This window comes from Actinospica acidithermotolerans (assembly GCF_018139625.1).
Classification (GTDB): domain Bacteria; phylum Actinomycetota; class Actinomycetes; order Streptomycetales; family Catenulisporaceae; genus Actinospica; species Actinospica acidithermotolerans.
In genome coordinates, this window is record NZ_JAGSOH010000070.1 from 19050 (window position 1) to 41062 (window position 22013).

At 71.3% G+C, this 22013-nt stretch carries 22 protein-coding genes; 10 read left to right on the forward strand and 12 right to left on the reverse strand.

Features of this window, described 5'->3' with window-relative positions; genetic code table 11:
* Positions 1-59: 59 nt before the first annotated feature.
* The 3 genes from mmuM to KDK95_RS21690 form a co-directional block, all read right to left on the reverse strand.
* Positions 60-1013, reverse strand: a complete 954-nt coding sequence (gene mmuM / locus KDK95_RS21680; RefSeq protein ID WP_212520073.1) for a homocysteine S-methyltransferase — start codon at positions 1011-1013, stop codon at positions 60-62.
* A 124-nt stretch (positions 1014-1137) separates the two neighbouring features.
* Positions 1138-1956, reverse strand: coding sequence for a methyltransferase domain-containing protein (locus KDK95_RS21685; protein WP_212520074.1), 819 nt, complete (start codon positions 1954-1956; stop codon positions 1138-1140).
* Between the two features lie 102 nt (positions 1957-2058).
* Complete coding sequence (locus tag KDK95_RS21690) at positions 2059-2766, reverse strand: Clp protease N-terminal domain-containing protein (protein ID WP_212520075.1); 708 nt, start codon at positions 2764-2766, stop codon at positions 2059-2061.
* A gap of 74 nt (positions 2767-2840) precedes the next feature.
* Here KDK95_RS21690 and KDK95_RS21695 point away from each other — a divergent pair, with 74 nt between their 5' ends.
* A complete protein-coding gene (locus tag KDK95_RS21695; protein WP_212520076.1) occupies positions 2841-3464 on the forward strand; it encodes a DNA-3-methyladenine glycosylase in 624 nt (207 codons plus the stop codon).
* Positions 3465-3638: 174 nt separating this feature from the next.
* On the opposite strand, the gene KDK95_RS21700 is transcribed toward KDK95_RS21695, so the two are convergent.
* Positions 3639-4835, reverse strand: coding sequence for an RtcB family protein (locus KDK95_RS21700; protein ID WP_249161669.1), 1197 nt, complete (start codon positions 4833-4835; stop codon positions 3639-3641).
* Between the two features lie 323 nt (positions 4836-5158).
* Here KDK95_RS21700 and KDK95_RS21705 point away from each other — a divergent pair, with 323 nt between their 5' ends.
* Positions 5159-5479, forward strand: coding sequence for an L-rhamnose mutarotase (locus KDK95_RS21705; protein ID WP_372463363.1), 321 nt, complete (start codon positions 5159-5161; stop codon positions 5477-5479).
* Between the two features lie 2 nt (positions 5480-5481).
* Here KDK95_RS21705 and KDK95_RS21710 read toward each other — a convergent pair whose 3' ends face one another.
* The 3 genes from KDK95_RS21710 to KDK95_RS21720 are packed head-to-tail and all read right to left on the reverse strand — an operon-like array spanning position 5482 to position 7543.
* Positions 5482-6264: a class I SAM-dependent methyltransferase gene (locus KDK95_RS21710; RefSeq protein WP_212520078.1), complete on the reverse strand. Its 783-nt coding sequence runs from the start codon at positions 6262-6264 to the stop codon at positions 5482-5484.
* Between the two features lie 33 nt (positions 6265-6297).
* On the reverse strand, positions 6298-7080 hold the full coding sequence (locus tag KDK95_RS21715) for a GNAT family N-acetyltransferase (protein WP_212520079.1): 783 nt from the start codon (positions 7078-7080) through the stop codon (positions 6298-6300).
* Positions 7049-7543, reverse strand: a complete 495-nt coding sequence (locus tag KDK95_RS21720) for a MarR family winged helix-turn-helix transcriptional regulator (protein ID WP_212520080.1) — start codon at positions 7541-7543, stop codon at positions 7049-7051. The genes KDK95_RS21715 and KDK95_RS21720 overlap by 32 nt, the downstream gene beginning before the upstream one ends.
* Before the next feature lie 101 nt (positions 7544-7644).
* On the opposite strand from KDK95_RS21720, the gene KDK95_RS21725 reads away from it, so the two are divergent.
* On the forward strand, positions 7645-8304 hold the full coding sequence (locus KDK95_RS21725; RefSeq protein ID WP_212520081.1) for an FMN-dependent NADH-azoreductase: 660 nt from the start codon (positions 7645-7647) through the stop codon (positions 8302-8304).
* Positions 8305-8675: 371 nt separating this feature from the next.
* Positions 8676-9671, forward strand: a complete 996-nt coding sequence (locus KDK95_RS21730) for a LysR family transcriptional regulator (RefSeq protein WP_212520082.1) — start codon at positions 8676-8678, stop codon at positions 9669-9671.
* Positions 9672-10027: 356 nt separating this feature from the next.
* Here the strand turns inward: KDK95_RS21730 and KDK95_RS21735 are convergent, their stop codons facing one another.
* The 3 genes from KDK95_RS21735 to KDK95_RS21745 form a co-directional block, all read right to left on the reverse strand.
* Complete coding sequence (locus KDK95_RS21735; RefSeq protein WP_212520083.1) at positions 10028-10348, reverse strand: putative quinol monooxygenase; 321 nt, start codon at positions 10346-10348, stop codon at positions 10028-10030.
* Positions 10349-10659: 311 nt separating this feature from the next.
* Positions 10660-11418: an LLM class F420-dependent oxidoreductase gene (locus KDK95_RS21740; protein WP_212520084.1), complete on the reverse strand. Its 759-nt coding sequence runs from the start codon at positions 11416-11418 to the stop codon at positions 10660-10662.
* On the reverse strand, positions 11418-14348 hold the full coding sequence (locus KDK95_RS21745) for an FAD-binding and (Fe-S)-binding domain-containing protein (protein ID WP_212520085.1): 2931 nt from the start codon (positions 14346-14348) through the stop codon (positions 11418-11420). Before KDK95_RS21745 ends, KDK95_RS21740 begins: the two co-directional genes overlap by 1 nt.
* A 47-nt stretch (positions 14349-14395) precedes the next feature.
* Here KDK95_RS21745 and KDK95_RS21750 point away from each other — a divergent pair, with 47 nt between their 5' ends.
* Genes KDK95_RS21750 through KDK95_RS21765 form a run of 4 tightly spaced genes read left to right on the forward strand, consistent with a single transcriptional unit; the run spans position 14396 to position 18174 of the window.
* Positions 14396-15496: an ABC transporter substrate-binding protein gene (locus KDK95_RS21750; protein ID WP_212520086.1), complete on the forward strand. Its 1101-nt coding sequence runs from the start codon at positions 14396-14398 to the stop codon at positions 15494-15496.
* Positions 15493-16278: an ABC transporter permease gene (locus KDK95_RS21755; protein WP_212520087.1), complete on the forward strand. Its 786-nt coding sequence runs from the start codon at positions 15493-15495 to the stop codon at positions 16276-16278. The genes KDK95_RS21750 and KDK95_RS21755 overlap by 4 nt, the downstream gene beginning before the upstream one ends.
* Complete coding sequence (locus tag KDK95_RS21760) at positions 16275-17030, forward strand: ABC transporter ATP-binding protein (RefSeq protein WP_212520088.1); 756 nt, start codon at positions 16275-16277, stop codon at positions 17028-17030. Before KDK95_RS21755 ends, KDK95_RS21760 begins: the two co-directional genes overlap by 4 nt.
* Position 17031: 1 nt before the next feature.
* The gene (locus KDK95_RS21765) at positions 17032-18174 is read left to right on the forward strand and encodes a phosphotransferase enzyme family protein (RefSeq protein ID WP_212520089.1); all 1143 of its coding nucleotides are present in this window, start codon (positions 17032-17034) and stop codon (positions 18172-18174) included.
* On the opposite strand, the gene KDK95_RS37795 is transcribed toward KDK95_RS21765, so the two are convergent.
* Together KDK95_RS37795 and KDK95_RS21775 are read right to left on the reverse strand one after the other, a co-directional pair.
* Positions 18158-18766: a LuxR C-terminal-related transcriptional regulator gene (locus tag KDK95_RS37795; protein WP_212520090.1), complete on the reverse strand. Its 609-nt coding sequence runs from the start codon at positions 18764-18766 to the stop codon at positions 18158-18160. The two genes, KDK95_RS21765 and KDK95_RS37795, sit on opposite strands and share 17 nt — an antisense overlap.
* A gap of 55 nt (positions 18767-18821) precedes the next feature.
* Entirely contained in the window at positions 18822-20021 is a 1200-nt protein-coding gene (locus tag KDK95_RS21775) for a GAF domain-containing sensor histidine kinase (RefSeq protein WP_249161671.1), read from the reverse strand.
* A 136-nt stretch (positions 20022-20157) separates the two neighbouring features.
* On the opposite strand from KDK95_RS21775, the gene KDK95_RS21780 reads away from it, so the two are divergent.
* Both KDK95_RS21780 and KDK95_RS21785 read left to right on the forward strand, forming a co-directional pair.
* Positions 20158-20910 (forward strand): SDR family NAD(P)-dependent oxidoreductase, encoded by a 753-nt coding sequence (locus KDK95_RS21780; RefSeq protein WP_212520091.1) that lies wholly within the window; start codon positions 20158-20160, stop codon positions 20908-20910.
* A 1-nt stretch (position 20911) separates the two neighbouring features.
* On the forward strand, positions 20912-21985 hold the full coding sequence (locus KDK95_RS21785; RefSeq protein WP_212520092.1) for an S-adenosylmethionine:tRNA ribosyltransferase-isomerase: 1074 nt from the start codon (positions 20912-20914) through the stop codon (positions 21983-21985).
* The last annotated feature ends 28 nt before the right edge of the window (positions 21986-22013 follow it).

The following is a 22013-nucleotide window of genomic DNA, read 5'->3' on the forward strand; positions in this document are numbered from 1 at the left end:
CGATCGGTCTGGCGGTCTGGCGGTCTGCGTGCGGCGTGGTCGGACTGTCTGCGTGGGGCCTAGCCGGGCTGTGCGGCGCGCACGACGGCGGCGACCTGGCGGATCGCGTCCGGGCCGACTCGGCAGCAGCCGCCGATCAGCCGTGCCCCGGCGTCGATCCAGGAGCGGACGAGGCCCGCGTCGAACGTGGACTCCTCGTGCCAGCTGCGGGTCTGCGCGTCCCAGGATTCGCCGCTGTTCGGGTAGACGACGACCGGTTTGCCGGTTACCGAGCCGGCGATCTCGACCGCGGCGAGCACGTCTTGCGGGGCGCAGCAGTTCACGCCGACCGCGATGATCTCGGGGACTTCGGCGACCGTCGCGAAGGCCTCTTCGAGAGGCTGGCCCGCGCGCGTCTCGCGGCCGGCGATGCTGAAGGAGAGCCAGCAGGGCAGGCCGGAACCGCGGACGAGGTTCATCAGGGCCTTGGCCTCGTCCGCGTCCGGGATGGTCTCCAGCGCGAGCACGTCCGGCTGGGCTCCGGCGAGGGTTTCCAGGCGGGGCGCGTGGAAGGCCTCGAGATCGCCGATGCTCAGGCCGTAGCCGCCGCGGTACTCCGAGCCGTCCGCCAGCACCGCGCCGTAGGGTCCGACGGAGGCCGCGACCCAGCGCTCGCGCGATGGCAGGTCGTCGTGCTCGGCGGCGGCTGCCTCGGCGTCGCGGGCCAGTTCGACGCTGCGCCGCATCAGCTGGGCGGCGTGGGAGTGGTCGATGCCGCGCGTCGCGAAGCCCTGGAAGCTCGCCTGGTAGCTGGAGGTGATCACGAGCTGGGCGCCGGCCGCGAAGTAGGCGGCGTGCGCGGCGGTGATCTGCGCCGGATCGTCGGCCAGCAGGCGCGCCGACCAGAGGTCGTCGCGCAGGTCAGCGCCCTGCGCCTCGAGCTGGTTCGACAGCCCGCCGTCGAGCACGACCGGGCCCGCCGCGAGGGCGTGCGCCAGCGACGTGGTCGCGGGGACCGCCTGGGGGATGGTCATCGCGATTGCCTCCTGCCCGATCAGCTTCGTCGGATGTCCGATCACTCGATGGTAGCGCCGGGCGATCTTGATTCCGGGCAGGAGGCGGCTGACGCGTGTTCAGGCCGGGCGCCGCGGCCGCGGGTCAGGCCTTCCGGCAGAGGATCTCGCCGTGCGGCAGGCACAGCCAGCCGTCCTCGTCGGCGGCCCAGTCCCGCCAGACCTGGGCGATCCGCTCCAGGTCCTCGGTCGTCGCGCTGCCGCCCTCGACCGCGACCCGCGCGAACTCGGACTTGGTCGCCCGGTCCGCCCACGACGAGCCCCACCAGGCGCGCTCGGCGTCCGTGCTGTAGCACCACGAGGACGTGCTGGCGACGATGTCCGCGCGGTCGAAACCGGCGCGGGCGGCCCAGGCCTTCAGGTGCCGGCCGCCGTCCGGCTCGCCCCCGTTCGCGCGGGCCACTTCGCGATACAGCCGGATCCACTCCTCGAGACCCGGGTTCTCCGGGTACCAGAAGAAGCCGCCGTAATCGCCGTCCCGCGCCGCCACGTAGCCGCCCGGCTTGCAGACCCGGCGCATCTCGGCCAGCGCCCGGACCGGGTCGCCGACGTGCTGCAGCACCTGGTGTGCGTGCACGACGTCGAAGGTGTCGTCCGGGAAGTCCAGCGCGTGCACGTCGCCGGTGACGAACTCTGTGCGGTCGGCCACGCCTTGCTCGGCAGCGGTCGCCCGCGCCTGCGCCAGGATGCCCTCCGCGTAGTCCAGGGCGACGACGCGGCCGGGCGAGACCAGCTTGGCCAGGTCGGCGGTGATCGTGCCCGGGCCGCAGCCCACGTCCAGGAGCGTCATCCCCGGACGCAGGTGCGGCAGCAGGTAGGCGGCGGAGTTCTCCGCCGTGCGCCAGGTGTGCGAGCTCAGCACCGAGGCGTGGTGGCCGTGGGTGTAGTGGGCCGTCTCAGACATGGGAAGCAGACTCCTTCGTCGGGTGTCGCGGTACTGCGACCCTAGCAAGGTCGTCCATACTTCGGTCAATCTTGTCTCGAATAGCGATACCGCTGAGACGGCTCACTGCTGCATCGCGCGCTCCCGGATGATCCGCTTCAGGCCCTCCAGCAGCGTGGCGCGAACCGCCTCCGGGTTCTGGCCGAGCCCGGTCAGGATCTGCGCGGCGCCGTAGGCCGGATCGCGGTAGATGCCGAGCAGCAGGTGCTCGGTGCCGACGTAGTTGTGGCCGAGATCCAGGGCTTCGTCGAGGGCGCCGCGCATCGCCTCCTTGGCATGAGCCGAGCGCGGGATCGCGCCGACGGTCGGTTCCGGCTGCCCCGGCGTGCGCGCGAGCACCCGCTCCAGGACCGCCTCGCGGCTCACTCCGAGTTGCCGCAGGGCGAGCGCGGCCAGGCTGTCTTCGGGCTCGAACAGGGCGAGCAGCAGGTGCTCGGTGCCGCTCGTGGCGTGGCCGAGCGCCCGCGCCTGGTCGATCGAGCCCTGCGCGACGGCCTGGGCCTTCTTGGTGAAGCGGTTGAGGTTCGGGCCCCCGGTGTTGAACCGCTTGTGCGCGGCCTGCTTGCTCACCCCGAGGGCGCCGCTGAGCTCGGCCCAGGACATGCCGGCCTGGCGGCACTGGAAGACGAAGTGGTCGAGCAGCCGGTCGCCGAGCGTGTTGAGTTCGGCGGAGTACTCGGCCGCCTTCGTGAGCTGGCCGAGGGGGTCGTCGTCCGGAACCTCGTCGCGGACGGACTTGACGAGGTCCTGCAGGTTCGGTGTAGGCGTCATGCGTCAACCGTAAGTTGACGAACGTGAATCGTCAACCCAAAGTTGACGATCTTCGGCCGGGGTACAGTGAGCGCGTGCCGCTCAGGGAGTTCTTCACCAGGACCGCGCCCGACGTGGCGCCCGAGCTGTTGGGCTGCCTGCTGACCGCGCGCTCGGAGGAGGGCTCAGTCACCGTCCGGATCACCGAGGTCGAGGCGTATGCCGGCGCGCGGGACCCCGCCTCGCACGCGTACCGCGGGAAGACGGCGCGCAACGCGGTCATGTTCGGACCGCCCGGGCACGCATACGTGTACTTCATCTACGGCCTGCACTACGCGGTCAACGCGGTCTGCATGCCGGAGGGCACCGGCGAAGGGGTGCTGATCCGGGCCGGAGAGGTCGTCGACGGCCTCCCTCTCGCCCGCTCGCGCCGCGTCGCCTCGCGCGTCGACGCCGACCTGGCACGCGGGCCCGGCCGCCTCGCCACGGCCCTCGGACTCACCCGCGAGCTCAACGGCACCGACCTGTGCGAGTCGCTGGGCGCCCTGACGCTGGAGCCGGGAAAGCCCGTGGCTGGCGAGCTGATCCGCTCCGGACCGCGCGTCGGCGTCAGCCAGGCGGCGGACGTTCCGTGGCGCTTCCACGTCCACGGCGACCCCACGGTCAGCCCGTACCGCCGCGCAAAGCCCCGAAAAAGCGCTTCTGACCAGGGCGTATAGCGACACGTTAGTCAGATGTGAGGCGGTCTTGGCAAGCTTAACCCCGTCAGGCGGCGCAAGGCCTGTCGGCCAACAGGGGAGCTGACAGTTCAACGCGATCCAGATGGCAGACGGCCGACGACCGGGCATCCCCACACTGTGCCCGGTCGCCGGCCGACCTGTGTCGCGCCGCGCTCAGCCCTTGACGCAGATGACCTGCCGCAGCTCCGCGGCGACCTCGACGAGGTCGGTCTGCGCGGCCATGACCTGCTCGATCGGCTTGTAGGCGCCCGGGATCTCGTCGATCACCCCGGTGTCCTTCCGGCACTCCACGCCCGCGGTCTGCCGCTCCAGGTCCTTCTGGGTGAAGGACTTGCGCGCCTTGGACCGGCTCATCAGCCGGCCCGCGCCGTGGGACGCCGAGTTGAACGCCGCCTTGTTGCCGAGTCCCTTGACGATGTAGGACCGGGTCCCCATCGAGCCCGGGATGATCCCGTACTCGCCGGAGCCGGCCCGGATCGCGCCCTTCCGCGTCACCAGCAGTTGCTCGCCGTCGTACGTCTCCTCCGCCACGTAGTTGTGGTGGCAGGAGATGGTCTGGTCGAACGCCGGCTCGGCGGCCTTGAAGGCGCGTGCGACGACGTGCCGGAACAGCGCCATCATCACGGCCCTGTTGTAGCGCGCGTACTCCTGCGCCCAGAACAGGTCGGCCCGGTAGGCCGCCATCTCAGGGGTCTTCTCCAGAAACACGGCCAGGTCGCGGTCGACCAGGCCCTGGTTGTGGTCCAGGCCGCGCGCGATCCCGATGTGGTACTCGGCGAGTTCCTTGCCGACGTTCCGCGAGCCGGAGTGCAGCATCAGCCACACCCGGTCTTCGGTGTCGAGGCAGAGCTCGATGAAGTGGTTGCCGGAACCGAGCGTCCCCATCTGGCTCAGCGCCCGCTGCCGCCGCGCGTGCACGGCCGGGGCCAGCGCGTCGAACTCCCGCCAGAACTCCGTCCAGCGCGGGACGTCGAAGCCGCCGAGCTTCGCCGGGTCGACGGGCGTCGCGTGTCCGGCCCGGCCGACCGGGATCGCCTTCTCGATCCGGCTCCGCAGGGCGCCGAGATCGTCGGGCAGGTCGGCGGCGGTGAGCGAGGTGCGCACCGCGGTCATCCCGCAGCCGATGTCCACGCCGACCGCGGCGGGACACACCGCCCCGCGCATCGCGATGACGCTGCCGACCGTCGCGCCGATCCCGGTGTGCACGTCGGGCATCACGGCGACGCCCGCGACCTGCGGAACCGTACTCACGTTGTGCAACTGCCGAAGGGCCTGCTCCTCGATCGAAGCGGGGTCGGCCCACAGCCGGATGGGAACCTTGCCGCCGCCGGGCAGCTCGTGCATGGGCATGCTGAAGTCCTTGTCGTGGTGTGCGAAGAAAAGAGCGATGAGGGTACTGCGGAACGACCCGGAGACGGGCGCGGCGAGGTCCGTGGGGGAACTACACGCCCGGCCGGGGCAGGGGCCTGCGACAGCGGTGCGCGGGAAGTCGCGACATCAGCACTGGAGTCCTCCTGTCCTCGGTCGATGGATCGGGCCGGTCCGCACCACACGGACGCTCAGCCGCGCCGGACTCCATTGACCCACACGGCACCGCCTGCGGCAACGCAATATCGGCGCGGCCGCCCGAGGCTGCCGAGACCTCGGATGTCTGTGGTAGAAACGCACCCATGATGCGTATCGCGTTGCACACCCGGGTGCGGGCCGACCGGATAGCCGAGTACGAGGCCGCGCACCGCGAGGTGCCGGCCGAGCTGACGGCCGCGATCCGGGCCGCCGGCGCGAAGCGCTGGTCGATCTGGCGCAGCGGAACCGAACTGTTCCACCTGATCGAGTGCGAGGACTATGCGCGGCTGCTCGCGCAGCTGGAGAGCCTGCCGGTGAACATCGCCTGGCAGGCGCGGATGGCCGACCTGCTCGACATCGTGCACGATTACTCCGCGGACGGGGCCGAGGCCGGTCTGCCCGAGGTCTGGCGGCTGCCGGAGGACTGATCTCAGACGTGGTCGGCGATCGTGGCCCGGATGTTCGGCATAGTGGCGACCAGCAGCGTGCTGAATCGCTCGACGACCTGCCCGTCCGGGAACACCTCGCCGAGGATCCGCCGCTCCTGCTCCAGGAACGGCGCGGTGCCCGCGCCGAGCCCGGCGATGTACGACTTCGACGCGACGTTCGATATGTGCGTCTCCAGATCGACGGTGCGCTCCCAATCGAACGTGAACCCATGCGTGTGCAGGCCCTCGGGGAGGTCCACCCGCTCGAACATCTCGGTCGCCGAATACCGGTTCCAGCTGGGGCCGGCCACGGCGGTGATCCGGTCGGCTTGATCCCGCTCCCAGCCGCTGGACCGGTCCGTCTGGTTCCACCACAGCGCGAGCAGCCCGCCCGGCCGCAGCACCCGGCTGGCCTCCGGCAGCGCCAGATCGGGATCCATCCAGTGCCAGGCCTGGGCGTACGTGATCAGGTCGGCGCTGTCGTCGGCGAGCGGCAGGGCGTGGCCGCTGCCCTGCACGGCGTGCACGCCGGGGGAGGAGGCGGCCAGCTCGGAGAGCATCGCCGCGGACAGTTCGACGGCGGTCACCCGCGCCCCGCGCTCGGCGAGCTGTCGGGAGGAGATCCCGGTGCCCGCGGCCACATCCACGACGCTCGCGTCGGCGAGGGCGAGCTCGCCGCCGAGCAGATCGTCGAGGGCGTCGAACAGCTCGGAGGGGTACGTGGGCCGGGCCGCGGCGTAGTGCCGGGCCGTGGACTCGGTATCGAACTTCGACTTCTCCGCCATGCCGCCAGCGTACTGGATCACGAACAGGGCGGATCAGGACGCGGCGGCGACGCCTATCGTCCGGTAGTGGTACTCGTGCGCCGTGACGAAGCCGAGCTGCCGGTAGAGCGCGAGCGCCGCTTCGTTCTCCCGCCGCACCTCCAGCATCGCGTGCTCGGCGCCCTGCTCGTCGGCCCAGGCCAGCAGTGTCCTGAGGATCAGCCGGGCCAGGCCGCGCCGCCGCGCCGCCGGAGCCGTCTCTATCCCGGCCAGGCCGACCCAGCCCCCTGACGCCCGGGACAGCGCGGCGCGGCCGATGGCGAGCGGCTCGCCCGAGCTCTCGTCGTAGATCGTGGCGTACCGGTAGCGCTCGCCGGAGCCGAGGATCTCCTTGGCCTGCGGCGGGATGGTCCCCTGCCGGTAGAGGCGCAGCCAGCGGTCCTGCGGGCGGTCGGCGGTGGACAGCGGCACGTTCGGGTGCTGATAGCTGTTGAGCGCCTCGAGGGCGGGCGCGACCGCGGCCGTCTGCCGGTACGCGCCGTCGTGCGCCTCGCCGCAGCCGTGCTCGACGAGCGCGACGTCGAACTCGCTGCCGATCTCCGCGAGCACCTGCGCGGACAGGCCCCGCTCGGTGTACCAGGCGCGGATCTCGTCGAGGGCCTGCGGCAGCGGGCGGCGCAGCGGGCCGAGGGGCCAGACGGAGTTGGCCCGGTTCGTGAATCCGGCTCCGGCGCGCAGCTCCCAGCCGTCCAGCGGCTCGGACTCGAGGTAGCCCCAGAAGTCGGCCGCGACGGCGAAGAGCCCGTCAGCACTCGTTTGCGTCGGCCTGGCAGTCATGCGCTTGATCGTACCGGGCACCGCGCGCCGCCACGCGCCGCAGCAAGGAGTGCAGCAGCTCGGCCTCGGCCGGGGACAGGTCGGAGAGCAGCTCGGCCTCGGCCGCCTCCGTGGCCCGGCGCAGCTCGCACAGCCGGGCCACGCCCGCCGGCGTCGCCCGGATCAGCTTGCTGCGACGGTCGCTCGGGTCGGGCACCCGCTCGACCAGGCCCGCCTTCTCCAGGTCGTCGACGAGGTAGACCATCACGGTCCGGTCCAGGCCGAGGAACTTCGCCAGCTCCGCCTGGTTGCGCGGGACTGGCTCGGCCGCCATCCGCAGCGCGCTGAAGCCGCGGGCCCCGTGGGGCAGGTCGCCGACCGCCTGGCGCAGCACGCCCAGGTGCGCCCGGAAGGCGTTGGCGAGCAGCCAGGACAGGTCCTCCTGCTCGCCGGTCCGGGCGGGTGCGGCGGTCTCTTCGGCCATGTCACCAGCGTACCGCATTGCGCGGGCTTGACAAATAATCTGTGGGACAGACATTCTTGAGTTAAGACGAGATGCCGATCAAACGATCTGAGGAGCAACCCATGGCCCGCCTGCTGCACATCGATTCGTCCGTGTTCTCGCAGAACTCTGTGTCGAAGGAGGTCACCGCGACCTACCGGCAGACCTGGGCAGCGGAGCACCCGGGCGGCCTGGTCACCTACCGCGACCTCGGCGCCCAGCCGGTTCCGCAGCTCAACGAGCTGACGCTGACCGCCTCGTTCACCCCCGAGGAGAACCGCACGCCGGAGCAGCAGGCCGCGCTCGCGCAGCGCGAGGAGCTGGTGAACGAGGTGCTGGAGGCGGACGCGTTCCTGTTCGGCGTCCCGATGTACAACTGGGCCGTGCCCGGCTCCTTCAAGGCCTGGCTGGACCAGATCCTGGTGAACGGACAGGTCGTCGGCGTCGACCCGCTGCCGCTGGCCGGCCGCCCGGCGACCGTCGTGGCCAGCTACGGCGGCGGCTACTTCCCCGGCACCCCGCGCGACGGCTGGGACCACGTGCGGCCGTACCTGGAGACGGTGCTGGGCAAGGCCCTCGGCCTCGACGTCCGCTTCGTCACCGTCCAGCTCACCCTCGCCGAGCGCGTCCCGGCCATGTCCGAGCTGGTCCCGCAGGCCAAGGAGCTGCGCGCCCAGGGCCACACCGACGCCGCCGCGCACGCCAAGGAGGTCGCCGCGCGCTTCGAGGCCACCGGCGTCTGACCGGCGGTCAGTCCGTCGCAGGCCGATGGGCGTGGGCCGAAGGGCGCGGATCGGCGGTGGCTGTGGCCGCGGCGGTTGTGGCTGACCGGAGGGCGTGGTCTGGCGGCGGCTGTGGTCGGCCGGAGGGTGTGGGTCCGCGGGGGCTGTGGGCGTGGCGGTTGTGGCTGACGAAGGGTGTGGTCTGGCGGCGGCTGTGGTCGACGGCGGTCGGCCGTGGTCGGTATGGGCAGGTGACGTTCGGCGTTCGGATCTCTCAGGGCACGTATTCGGTGGATGCGGGGCGGGGGCTGCGGGCATGGACCGCGCTCCGGCGGTCCGGTAATCTGCAGGTCCATCGAATAGTTCTGCATGGAATCATCAAGGTGATCTGCATGATAGATCCGAACCACCTGCGGACGCTTCGAGCCCTCGCCGACCACGGCACCGTCGTCGCCGCGGCCGAGACGCTGCACCTGAGTCCGTCCGCCGTCTCCCAGCAGCTCAACTCGCTGGCACGTACCACCGGGTGCACGCTGCTGGAGAAGCGGGGCCGCGGCGTGGTGCTGACGCAGCCCGCGAAGATCCTGCTCGAACACGCCGACGCCATCCTCGAGCGCTTCGAGCAGGCCGAGAGCGACATGCGCAGCTACCAGCACGGCGACAGCGCCGTGCTGCGCGTCGGCGGATTCTCCAGCGCCCTGCAGTGCTTCGTCGCCGACGCCGTCTCCACGGCGCTGCATCGCAACGGCGGCTGGAGCATCCAAATCGACGAGGTCGAATCCGAAGAGTCGATGGCGATGCTGCTCGACCGCGAACTCGACCTGTCCGTCGTGATGATCGCCCCGAACCGCCCGCTGCTCGCGGACCGCCGCATCAGCCTCGAACCGCTGCTGGCGGACACCTACCGCGCGGTCGTCCCGGCCGTCCACCCCCTCGGCGCGCTCGACGAGCTGGACCGGCTCAGCAGGCTCGCCTACGAGCCGTGGGTGCTCAGCCGGCACTGGACCTCGACGCACGAGATCATCATGGCCGCCTGCGCCGTAGCCGGCTTCCAGCCGCGCGCCGCGCACAACACCACGGACTTCGCCGCCTCCGTCGCGATGGTCGGCCACGGCCTCGGCGTCTCGGTCATCCCGCGCCTCGGCCTGCCCCGCGTGGTCCCCGATTCGGTGAAGATCCTCCCCATCACGGTCGACCCCCCGACCCGCCACATCGCCGTGGCCGTCCGCAGCGGCTCCGCCCAGCCCGGCTCGCCGCTGGCCCAGTTCCGCGCCCTGCTCAAGGAGAAGGTCGGCTACCTCACCGAGCCGATGACCATCGCTGAAGCGGTAGAGCGCGCCGCCGATGCCCCGGAAGACGCCAAGCCGAGGAAGAAGGCTGACAGCTGATGGGGCTGACGGCTGACGGCTAGGGGCTATCGGGTAGCGGCTGACAGGTAAGGGCTGACGGCTGACGGCTAACAGCTGACGGCTGACGACGGTCGGGTAAGGGCTGACGGCTAACGGCTGTCTGCTAACGGCTGTCGGCTAACGGCGGATTCGAGGATGGTCAGGTGGCCGTCGCCCTGATATGTCCGAAGTACGGCCGACGGCGCGTGCGCGCCCGACGGTCACCGCAACGTGGCGGCCGGCGACGCCCGTGCGCCCCGCGGCGGTCGCCGCAACGTGGCGGTTGGCTACACCCGTGCGTCCCGGGGCGGTCACCATGGGGGCGGTCGGCTACGCTCGCCGACGAGCGGCGCAGCTTACGACAGGCCGACGCCGACGCCGACGCCGCCTGAGACCGTCAGGTCGATGCGCTCCGGCGGGCAGGCGAGGAGTGCGAGCACGTCGGCGGGCTTGGGAGCGCCCTCGCTGGGCGGCGCGGTGATCGCGGCCTGGGCGGCCTCCTCGGAGTGCCAGACCTCGATGACGCGGATCGTGTCCGGATCACTCGCGTCGTTCGCGATCGCGTAGACCTCGCAACCGGGGAAGCCGCGCAGGCTCTCGGCGACGCGGAGCATGAGTGTGGACAGTTCGGGGCCGCGGCCGGGCTGCGCGGTTGCCTTCATCAGCCGTCCGATCATCGGTGGCCTCCCTGGTCGCTCGGGCCGCGGTTCTGGAGTTCGCGGCTGTGGGAGTGAGGTTACGGGAGGCCGCCGACGATCTGGTGGACGTGCCGCGGGGGTCGAGCGGTTCAGCCGCGGGCCGCGGGCCGCGGTTCTGGAGTTCGCGGCTGTGGGAGCGAGGTTACGGGAGGCCACCGACGATCTGGTGGACGTGCGGCGGGGGTCGAGCGGTTCAGCCGCGGGCCGCGGTCCTGGAGTTCGCGGCTGTGGGAGCGACGTTACGGGAGGCCGCCGACGATCTGGTGGACGTGCCGCGTGGGTCGAGCGGTTCAGCCGCGGGCCAGCTTGAGGAGGCGGGTGAGGGGTTCGAGGTCGAAGGGGGCGTCGCTGCCGAGGATGATGTGCGTGGCGCCGGCCTCCAGGTACTCGTCGACCTGGTCGAGGCGGTCGTTGTTGATCATGACGGTGCGGTCGATCTCCTTCGGATCGCGGCCGATCTCGGCGCACCAGTCGTCGAGGATCCGCACCTTCTCGGCGAAGGTGGCGGGGTCGCCCATGCCGTTCCACAGCTGGGCGTACTCCGCTGTGAGCCGGAGGGTGACCTTGGGGCCGCTGCCGCCGATCATGATCGGCAGGTCGGGGGCGGCGGGGTTGAGCTTGGCGAGGCGGGACTTGATGCGGGGGAGCGCCTCCTTGAGGGCCCTGAGACGGCCGGGGGCGTCGCCGAACTCGTAGCCGTACTCGGTGTAGTCACGCTCGAACCAGCCGGCGCCGATGCCGAGGATGGCGCGGCCGCCGCTGATCTCGTTGATGGTGCGGGCCATGTCGGCCAGCAGCTCGGGATTGCGGTAGCTGTTGCAGGTGACCAGGGCGCCGAACCGCGCGTGCCTGGTCGTCGCGGCGATCGCGGCGAGCGTGGTCCAGCACTCGTAGTGCGGGCCGTCGGGCTCGCCGAACAGCGGGTAGAAGTGGTCCCACGTCCAGATCGTGTCGACCTCGAGCGCGTCGGCGGCGGTCCACGCCTCGCGCAGCTGGTCCATCGTGCAGTGCTGCGGGCGCAGCTGGACGCCAACCTTGAATCGGGCCATCAGGTGCAGTTCCTCCCAATGAGCTCGGCCAGCGTGGACGGCCGAGGAGACGAGGGGTGCGCGAGGTGCGAGAACTGCGTCGCGCAGGAGAATCCGTCGAGCAGCAGCTCCACCCTACCGCCACTGTCCTCGGACCAGAGCGCGGCGTCGATCTTCGTCAGCCACTGCTCCTCGCCGATCTGGCGGGAGAGCGGCTCGTGCTCGGCGCGGAAGCCGAAGGAGCCGGCCAGTCCGCAGCAGCCGGCGTCGAGGACGTCCACCGTGTAGCCGAGTTGGGCGAGGATTCGTCGATCGGCGTCGGCGGAGTGCGCGGCACGGGCATGGCAGTGCGGGTGGACGAGGACGCGCACGCCGAATTCCTCGGCCGCGAGCGGGGAGAGGTCGTCGGCGTCGAGGCTCAGGAGGTGCTCGGCGGGCGAGCGGGCCAGCGACGCCAGCTTCTCGGCGCGCGGGTCGTCGGGGAGCAGGCCGGGGAGCTCGTCGCGGAACGCGGCGAGGCAACTGGGCTCGGGGACGACGATCGGGACTCCGGCGGCGATGTACGTGTCCAGGGCGTCGAGCAGGCCGCGCAGCGTGCGTTTGGCCAGCTTGAGCATTCCGGCGTCGTAGAGGGGACGTCCGCAGCAGGCCCATTCGGTCGGGACCGCGACACGTTCGCCAACGGACTCGAAGACGCGCCGCCACTGTTCGGCGATCTCGGGGCGGTAGGCGTCGGTGAACGTGTCCGGCCAGAGTACGACGCTCGGTGTATCCGGGAGTTCCGCGCCACGGTGTGAGCGTCGCAGGGTTTTGGCGGCGACAACCGGCGCGGGGCGCTGGGTGGTGATGCCAGCGGACCTGCGAAGCAGAGCGCTGAAGCGGCCGGAGTTGAGCACCGCGTTGGCGAGCCGGGGGACGCGGGCCGCGATGCGCGCGATCCACGGCGTGAGGGCCAGGACGTACATGGCGCGCGGGCGCAGCCGGCGGCGGTAGTGGTGGGCAAGGAATTCCGACTTGTACGTCGCCATGTCCACGTGTGTGGGGCAGTCGACGGCGCAGCCCTTGCAGGCGAGGCACAGGTCCAGCGCGTCGCGGACCTCCTTGTTGCGCCACGTATTCGGAGTGACCTCGCCCTGGAACATCTCCACGAGCAGCTTCGCGCGGCCGCGAGTCGAGTGCTTCTCGTCCCTGGTCACGCGGTACGACGGGCACATGACCCCGGCGTCGTCGCGGCGGCAGCGGCCCACGCCGACACAGCGTTCCGCGGCGTGCTGGAGAGAGGATTCGTCGTCGAGCAGCGCGAAGAAGGCGCCCGGTTCGGGGCGTGCGCGGCGGTATCCCGGGCCCTGGCGCAGGTTCGTGTCGAGCGGGTACGGGTCGACGACCTTGCCGGGATTCATCCGGCCCCGCGGGTCGAAGACCGCCTTCACCTGCCTGAACGCGTCCACAAGCTCGGGTCCGTACATGCGCTCGAGCAGTTCGCCGCGCGCCTGGCCGTCGCCGTGCTCGCCGGAGAGCGAGCCGCCGAGCGATACGACGAGGTCGGCCGCGCGCTCCACGTACGCGCGGTACGCCCGCAGCCCGGCCTTCGTGTGCAGGTCGAAGTTGTTGCGCGTGTGGACGCAGCCCTGGCCGAAATGCCCGTACCACGCGCCGGAGTACCCGAACTCGTCCCAGAGCTCTGAGATCGCCCGCAGGTACTCGCCGAGCCGTTCCGGCGGGACGGCGCCGTCCTCCCAGCCCTCGGCGTTGTGGCCGCCGTCCTCACGGATCGCGGTGGCACCGAGCCCTGATTCGCGGATCGCCCAGGCGCCGCGCTGGTCCGCCGGGGAGACGAGGAGACGGTAGGAGACGCCGGAGGGAAGCGCGGTGATGAGTGATTGGGCAGCGGCGTCGGCCTCGGCGGCCGAGGAGCCGCCCACCTCGGCGAGGAGCCAGCCCCCTGACCCCGATGCGATGGCTTTGTCGAGGTCGGGCAGGACAGGCAGGTGCTCGACGTTCAGGCTCCGGGAGCGCATCTGGCGCACGAGGGTGACGTCGAAGCCCTCCAGGCCGAGCAGACCGTGCGGGAGCAGGGAGGGGACGGCGTCGGCTGCGTCGAAGACGCTGGGGTAGCCGAGGACGATGAGGCGGCGGTGGCCGGGGCTCGGCGCAAGGCTGACGACCGCCTCGGTGACCAGCGCGCACGTCGACTCGGTGCCGACCAGCAGCCGTGCGACGTTGAGCGGCTGGCCGGGCAGCAGTTGCTCCAGGTTGTAGCCCGACACGCGGCGCGGGATGTCCGGGTAGCGTTCGCGCACCAGGTCCGCGTGCCGGCGGCCGATCTCGCGCAGCGACCCCAGGATTCCGGCTTCAGGTGCACCCTCGCGGACCAGCGCCGCGTAAGCCGCCTCGTCGTATTCGCCGAATTCGTACTCGCCGCCTTCGTAGCAGGCCACGCGGAGCCGCAGTACGTTGTCGACGGTCTTGCCCGCGGAGAGCGCGTGCGTGCCGCAGGAGTTGTTGCCGATCATCCCGCCGAGGGTGCACCAGGCATGCGTGGCCGGGTCGGGGCCGAATGTCAGTCCGTGCGCCTCGGCCGCGTGGCGAAGGTCGTCGAGGACGACGCCAGGCTGGACGCGCGCCGTGCGCGCCTTCGGATCGATATCCAGGATGCGGTTCATGTGTCGGCTGAAGTCGAAGACCACCGCCGTGTTGCACGCCTGGCCGGCGAGCGACGTCCCGCCACCGCGGCCGAGTACCGGCACGTCGTGCGCCGCGCAGACCTTCAGCGCGGCGGCCACGTCCTGCGCCGAGCGTGGGAAGACCACCCCGATCGGAACCTGCCGGTAGTTCGACGAGTCCGTCGCGTAGATCGCCCGCGTCCCCTCCCCGAACTCCACGAGTTCGGGCGCGAGCGCCGCCGCCAGCGCCCGCTCCAGCCCGCCCGCGTCCGCATATGTGGTGGACATATGGGCGATCTTAGAGCAGCTCGCACCTGCGGGTATGATCACGCCCTGTGAACTCACCGCCGGACCCGGGCGACCGCCCGCCCAACCTCACCCGCCGCTCGCTGCTGGCCCTCGGCCTCGGCGCGGGGGTGACCGCGCTCACCGCCTGGGGCGGCGGGCCCGGCTCGGGCGCGGCGGGCACCCAGCAGGCGGCGAACGACGGCGTGTCGATGACCGACGTGTCCCTGGCCCTCGACTGGACGCCGAACACGAACCACACCGGCATCTTCGTCGCGCAGCAGCTCGGCTACTTCGCGGCGCGCGGAATCAACCTGCGGATCGTGCCCTACGGCTCGACCGCCCCCGAGACGCTGATCTCCACGCACAAGGCGGACTTCGGCATCTCCTACCAGGACGGATTGACCGAGGCCGCGGTCGCCGGCGGCGACATCGTCTCGATATTCGCGATCACCCAGAAGACGGACGTGGTCATCGGGGTGCGCGCGGACGCCGCGATCAAGAGCCCGGCCCAGCTCGACGGGAAGGTCTACGCGGGCTACGGCGGCCCGATGGAGGTCCCGATGCTGCAGTACGTGATCCGCGCGGCGGGCGGGACCGGGCAGTTCAAGGACGTCACCCTCAACACCGACGCCTACCAGGCGCTTTACGCCGGCCAGGCCGATTTCGCGATGCCCGAGCCGACCTGGGAGGTGCTGCAGGCCGCGCTCGTCGGCAAGCCGCTGCGCACCTTCGACGTCACCGACTACGGCTTCCCGGCGATCTACTCGGCGATCATCGCCTCCTCGAACCACTACCTGCACCGGAACGGCGACGTGGCCAAGCGCTTCCTCGCCGCGATCGAAGAGGGCTATGCGTACGCGTCCGCGCACCCGACCGAGGCGGCGAACCTGCTCATCCAGGCGAACCAGGCGGTGCTCGGCACGCAGACCGAGCTCGTCATTCAGAGCGCGCAGCTTGAGGCGGCCCAGTACTACAAAGACGCCGAAGGACGGATCGGCTACCAGAGCGCCGCGCGCTGGCAGGCGCTGACCGCGTTCATGTTCGAAAACGGCATCCTGACCGACTCCGCGGGCAAGCCGATCAAGACGGAACCGAAGGTCTCGACGCTGTTCACCAACCAATATCTTCCCGCGAGCGTGACCGCATGACACTCGGTCGGCTCATTCGTATGCTCTGGCCGCCGGTTCTGCTGGCCGCCGTGCTCATCGGCGGCTGGCAACTGGTCGCCGAGTACGCGATCAAGAACCCGGAAGTGCTGCCGACGCCCTCTCAGATCGTCTCGGCCGGCTGGGGCCAGCGGCGCGCGATCGCGCACAATGCCTGGCCGACGCTGCGCGAGACCGAGCTCGGCTTCGCGTTCTCCTTCGTGCTCGCCTGGGTGCTGGCCACGGCCATGGACTTCTCGCCGGCGGCCCGGCGCGCGGTGTACCCGCTGCTGGTCGCCTCGCAGACGGTGCCGATCATCGCGATCGCGCCGCTGTTCGTGGTGATGTTCGGCTTCGGGATCGGCCCGAAGATCCTGCTCGTCGCGCTGGCCACGTTCTTCCCGCTGGCCGCGTCGCTGGCCGCCGGATTCGCGAACGCCGACGCGGACGCCGACCGGCTGATGCGGTCGATGGGTGCGAGCCGCTGGCGCATCTTCTGGACCATGCGGGTGCCCGGCGCGCTGCCGTTCTTCTTCACCGGCCTTCGCGTCGCGATCACGTACGCGATCGGCGGTGCGATCTTCGCCGAATACGCGGGCGCCGAGAGCGGACTCGGCATCTACCTGCAGCAGATGCAGCAGGTCTTCCGCACCGACCTCGTGTTCGCGACGGTCGCGGTGATCGCGATCGGCAGCGTCGCGTTGTTCACGTTGACCTATCTGCTGGAGCGTTGGCTCACCCCGTGGCGCAAGCACGAGCGGGCGGGCCGGGAGGTCGTGCGGTGACCGCGGAATTCCTGCTGGAGACTCGGGGCCTCACCCACGAGTACCCGCGCACCGGCCAGCCGCCGCTCCAGGTCCTCGACGCGCTCGACCTCCAGGTGCGCGAGGGTGAGATCGCAGCCGTGATCGGGCCGAGCGGCAGCGGCAAGTCCACGCTGCTGAACATCCTCGCCGACCTCGACAAGCCGACCAGCGGCGAAGTGCACGTCGGCGGCGGGCGCGGCGTCGCGTACATGCCGCAGAAGGACCTGCTCTTCCCGTGGCGCACGATCGAGGACAACGCGATCCTCGGCCTCGAAGTCGCCGGCGTGAAGAAGAAGGCGGCGCGCGAGCGGGTCGCGCCGCTGTTCGAGGAGTTCGGGCTGACCGGCTTCGAGTACGCGTATCCGGCCCAGCTGTCCGGGGGCATGCGGCAGCGCGCGGCGCTGCTGCGGACCGTGGCGATGGACCGTCCGGTGCTGCTGCTCGACGAGCCGTTCGGCGCGCTCGACTCGCTGACGCGCACGCAGATGCAGCTGTGGCTGGCCGAGACCTGGCAGCGGCACGGGTGGACGATCGTACTGGTCACGCACGATATTCGCGAGGCCGTCTTCCTCGCCGACTCCGTGCACGTCCTCAGCCCGCGGCCAGCGCGTGTCACGCGGCGCTTCGAGATCGGCCTGCCTCGGCCGCGCAACGCCGACACCTTCGCTCTGCCGGAGTTCGCCCTGCTCGAACGGGAACTGCTCGACGCGCTCCTCAACGTAAGCGCCTGACATGTCGACCGCGCCGCACCTCGTGCACGGGATGGGCATTGAACCCGCTGAGGCCGATTGGCCGCCGCTGACGCTGAGCGAGCTCGACAGCCTGCTCGCCGCGTTCCCCGCGGCGGACGGCGCGCTCGGGGTGCGCTGGCGTTCCCCGCGACCGCTCTCGGCCGCCGCCCTCGTTCGTACGACGAATGGGCCGGATGTGTTCGTCAAGCGGCACCACGTCAGTGTCCGTACGCGGGAGAGCCTGGCCGAGGAGCACGGCTTCCTGCGGCACCTCGCGGCGAAGGGCGCTCCGGTCGTGCAAGTGCTCGTCGATGCGCACGGCGAGTCGGTGGGCGTGAGCGAGGACGGCGCCTGGACGTACGAGGTACACAGCGTCGGGGCGGGCGACGATGTGTACCGCGACGCAATCTCCTGGTCGCCGTTCCTGAGCCTGGCACACGCTCGTTCGGCTGGCCGGATCCTGGCGACCTTGCACGAATCCGCCAGGGGCTACGCTGCCCCGAACCGGTCAGTCGCCCCGCTGACCGGCGGATTCACCATCTTCGGCGATCAGGTTGACGCGATGTCCGCCGCCGAGGAGTTCGTCGCCGTACGGCCCGCGCTGGAAGTCTTCCTGGAGCGCAAGGCCGATTGGCGAGGTCAGCTGGAGCGCTGGCACATGCCGTTCTACGAGCGACTTCGGCCGCGGCTCGGCGACCTCGAACCACTGTGGACGCATAACGACCTGCACGCCTCGAACCTGCTGTGGCGCGGCGACGCGGCGGCGACCGTCATCGACTTCAACCTCGCCGACCGCGCGTTCGCCGTGCACGATCTCGCCCTGGCCATCGAGCGGAACGCCATCGAGTGGGTCGAGTTGGACCAGAAGGGCGAGCGGGCACTGCACGCCGAGGCCGCGCGTGCGCTGATCGCGGGCTACGAAGAGGTCCGCCGCCTCACCGACGCCGAACGGGCCGCGCTCCCGGACCTGCTCCCGCTCTGCCACGCGGACTTCGCGCTCAGCGAACTCGACTACTTCGCCGGAGTCACCAAGAACGACGAGAACTCGGAACTCGCCTACCGCTACCTGATCGACCACACGGTCTGGTTCGCCGGCGAGTCCGGAGCATCGTTCCTGCGGGACGTATTCACTCCTCGTGCCTGACCGCCCAGAGCGCGGCCTGCGTCCGGTCCGCCACGCCGAGCTTCATCAGGACATTCGACACGTGCGTCTTGACGGTCTTCTCCGCGAGTTGCAGCGACTTCGCGATCTCCCGGTTCGAGCGGCCGGCGGCGATCTGCTCGAGCACCTCCCGCTCACGGGCCGTCAGCTGCGGCCCCTGCGGCTCGCCCGCCAGGTTGGCCGCTGACGCGGTGCCCGCCTGCGCGACCAGCGCCTCCGTCACCTGCGGGCCGAGAAGCACATGACCCGCGGCGACCGCGCGCACGGCCGTCGCGAGGGCCGCCGGATCGACGTCCTTGGAGATGTAGCCGCGCGCACCGGCCCGAAGCGCGGGCAGGGCGCTGCGATATTCGCCGAAGCTCGTCACCACCAGCGCACGCTCGGCCAAGCCCTGCTCGGCCAGCGTCTCCAGCGCGGTCAGGCCGTCCACCCCCGGCATGACCAGGTCGAGGAGCACGACGTCGGGCAGCAGTTCGGCGGTGAGCGCGGCTGCCTCGGCGCCGTCCGAGGCCTCGCCGACCACCTCGAGATCCGGCTCCAGCTCCAGGAACACCCGCAGCCCCTGCCGGACCATCGGATGATCATCGGCGATGAGGACCCTGATGCTCTTCCGGCTCGAACCGCCCCCGCTAAGCCCGGCCACCGGGCACCTCCAACTCGATCGCCGTGCCCTTGCCCTCGCGCGTGCGCACCGTGAGCCGACCGCCGACCGAATCGGCCCGCTCCCGCATCGAGACGAGCCCGAGTCCGCGGCCCGCCGCCTCCGGATCGAAGCCGGTGCCGTCGTCGCTCACCACCAACCGCACGCCGCCGACCAGCCGCTCAGGGCCCGTCGTGATCGGCTGCACGGACACCTCGATCCGGCTCGCGCCCGCATGCTTGAGCGCGTTGTGCAGCGCCTCCTGCGCGACCCGGAGCACGACCTGATCGTGCGTCGGAGGCAGCGAATGCGCCGCGCGGCAGGTGAAGCGCACGCGCGGGCCGCCGTGCGAACTGCGCGCCCGGTCGATCACCGCGACCTGCTTGCGCAGCGCCTCGGCAAGCCCGTCGCCCGCCAGATCCGGCGTGCGCAGCTCGCCGACGGCCGTGGTCAGCTCCTCGGCCGCCTCCGTCGCCAAGGCTCCGACCTGCGCCAGCTGCTCCCGGGCGCGCTCCGGATCCGACTCGACCAGGCTGCTCGCGGCCTGCGCCGTCAACCGCAGCGCGAACAGCTTCTGCGCCACGGCATCGTGCAGCTCCCGCGCCAGCCGCGCCCGCTCCGTCGTGATCGCCAGCTCGCGCTCGCGCTCGTAGAGCCGCGCGTGCGTCAGTGCGATCGCCGCGTGCGCCGCGAGGATCTTCAGCAGCGCCTCGTCGTCGTCCGTGAAGTCCGCGCCCTCGCCGACCGGCTCGGTGTTGCCCATGAACAGCGCGCCGAGGATCAGGTCCCCGTCCCGGATCGGCACGCCGAGGAAGCCGCGCAGCCGCGGATGCGCCGACGGCCACCAGCTGAAGCGCGGATCCGCCATGATGTCCCGCAGCCGCTGCGGATGCGGATCCTGCATCATCACGCCGAGCATCCCGTGCTGCCTGGGCAGCGGCCCGATCGCCTTCCACTGCTCGTCCGAGACCCCCTCGACCAGGAAGCGCGCGAACGAGCCCGCGCCGTCCGGCACCCCGAGCGCCGCGTACTCGGCGCCGACCAGGTCGCGCGCCGTCCGCAGGATCGTCCGCAGCACGGTCGAGGTGTCCAGGTGCTGGGTGACCGCGAGCACGGCCTCGCTCAGCTCGCTCATGGCGGCCAGCGCCGCGGACCTCGCGCTCGACCCCGCGCCGTTCTCGGACGTCATGCGTCCCACGGTACCGCCGACCTCCGACGGAGCGGATCGGTCCGCGTGCGGGCGCTTGGTCCTAGGACCAAAGTCCTGCGACGGACCGGGCTGCGGCCCGATCACGGTCCGCACCGCGCGGCGGGACCGTCGAGGCATGACGAACACGAACGCAACCGCGAAAACCCTCCGCGACACCCGGCCGGTCGCCGTCATCACCGGCGCCTCCCGCGGCCTCGGGCTCGAACTGGCCCGATACCTGGCCGGCGCCGGCTGGCGGCTGGTGCTGACCGCGCGCGGAGCCGAGGACCTGGAGAAGGCCGTCGCCGAGATCGACGCGTGCGCGGCCGTGACGGCGCTGGCGGGGAGCGTCGTCGACGACGACCACCGCGCCGAGCTCGCGCACGCCGCGGCGGAGCTCGGCGGAGCCGACCTGCTGATCAACAACGCCTCCACGCTCGCCGGCTACGACCTCAAGGGCGACCCGATGCCGACACTCGCGCAGTTCCCGCTGGTCGGGCTGCTGGAGACCTTCGAGGTCAACGTCCTCGGCCCGCTCGCGCTCACCCAGCTGCTGCTTCCGCAGCTGCGGCTCAAGCACGGCCGGATCATCAACATCTCCTCGGACGCGGCCGTCGAGGCGTACGCGGGCTGGGGCGGCTACGGCGCGAGCAAGGCGGCGCTGGACCACGCCTCGGCGATCCTCGCGCAGGAGGAGCCGGACGTGACCGTATGGTCCGTGGATCCCGGCGACATGCGCACGAAGATGCACGCGGAGGCCTTCCCCGGCGAGGACATCTCCGACCGGCCGCTGCCGTCCGCCGTCGTGCCCGCCTTCCGCAGGCTGCTCGACGAGAACCCCGCCTCCGGCCGCTTCACGGCCGCCGGCCTGCTCGGGCAGGAGGCCTGACATGAGCCTCAGTCTGGAGACCGGATTCGACTTCGACGTCCCCGAGGAGCTGACCGCGCACGCGCCCGCCGAGGCGCGCGGCCTGGCCAGGGACGGGGTGCGGATGGTCGTCGGCTACAAGAAGGCGATGACGGCCGAGCACCACCGCTTCACGGACCTGCCTGACGTGCTGACCTCGAAGGACCTGATCGTGGTCAACAACTCGGGCACGCTCCCGGCGGCGCTCGCCGGACACCTGATCGACGGCCGGACCGTCGCCGTGCACGTGTCCTCGGCCGAGCCGAACGAGCGCGGTACGTACCTGGTCGAGCTGCGCGAGCCCGCGCCGGACGGGGGCGCGGCGCGGTTCTACCCGGCGGCCGAGTCGCCGGCGCGGCCCGGTCTCGTGGTCACGCTGCCGGGACGTGCGCACGCGCGGCTGACCGAGCGCTTCACGGATCGGCTCTGGTACGCGGAGCTCAAGCTGCCGCGCGGCATGTCGCTCGTGGCGTACCTCGCCTGGTACGGCAAGGCGATCCGGTACGGATACGTCGACCGGGAGTGGCCGATCGAGGCGTATCAGACCGTGTTCGCGACCGAGCCGGGCAGCAGCGAGATGCCGAGCGCCGCGCGGCCGTTCACGGCCGAACTGGTGACGGAGCTGGAGCGGCGCGGTACGACTATTGCGCCGATCACGCTGCACACCGGCGTCGCATCCCCCGAAGCGCATGAGGCGCCGTACGCCGAACGGTTCAAGGTGCCCGCGGCCACCGCTGCTCTGGTCGAGCGAACACGACGCGAGGGCGGCCGCGTCGTGGCCATCGGAACCACCGTAGTGCGCGCCCTCGAATCCGCGGTCGACGCGGCCGGCCGCGTGCACGCGGCCGACGGCTGGACCGACCTGGTCATCACCCCCGAGCGCGGCGTGTTCGCGGTCGACGGCCTGCTCACCGGCTGGCACGAGCCGCGCGCCTCGCACCTGCTGATGCTCGAGGCCGTCGCCGGCCGACCGCTGCTCGACCTCTGCTACGCCGAGGCGATCGCAGGGGGCTACCTGTGGCACGAGTTCGGCGACGTGAACCTGCTGCTGCCCTAGCGGGCCGTCGCCGCGCAGGGCGGGGCGG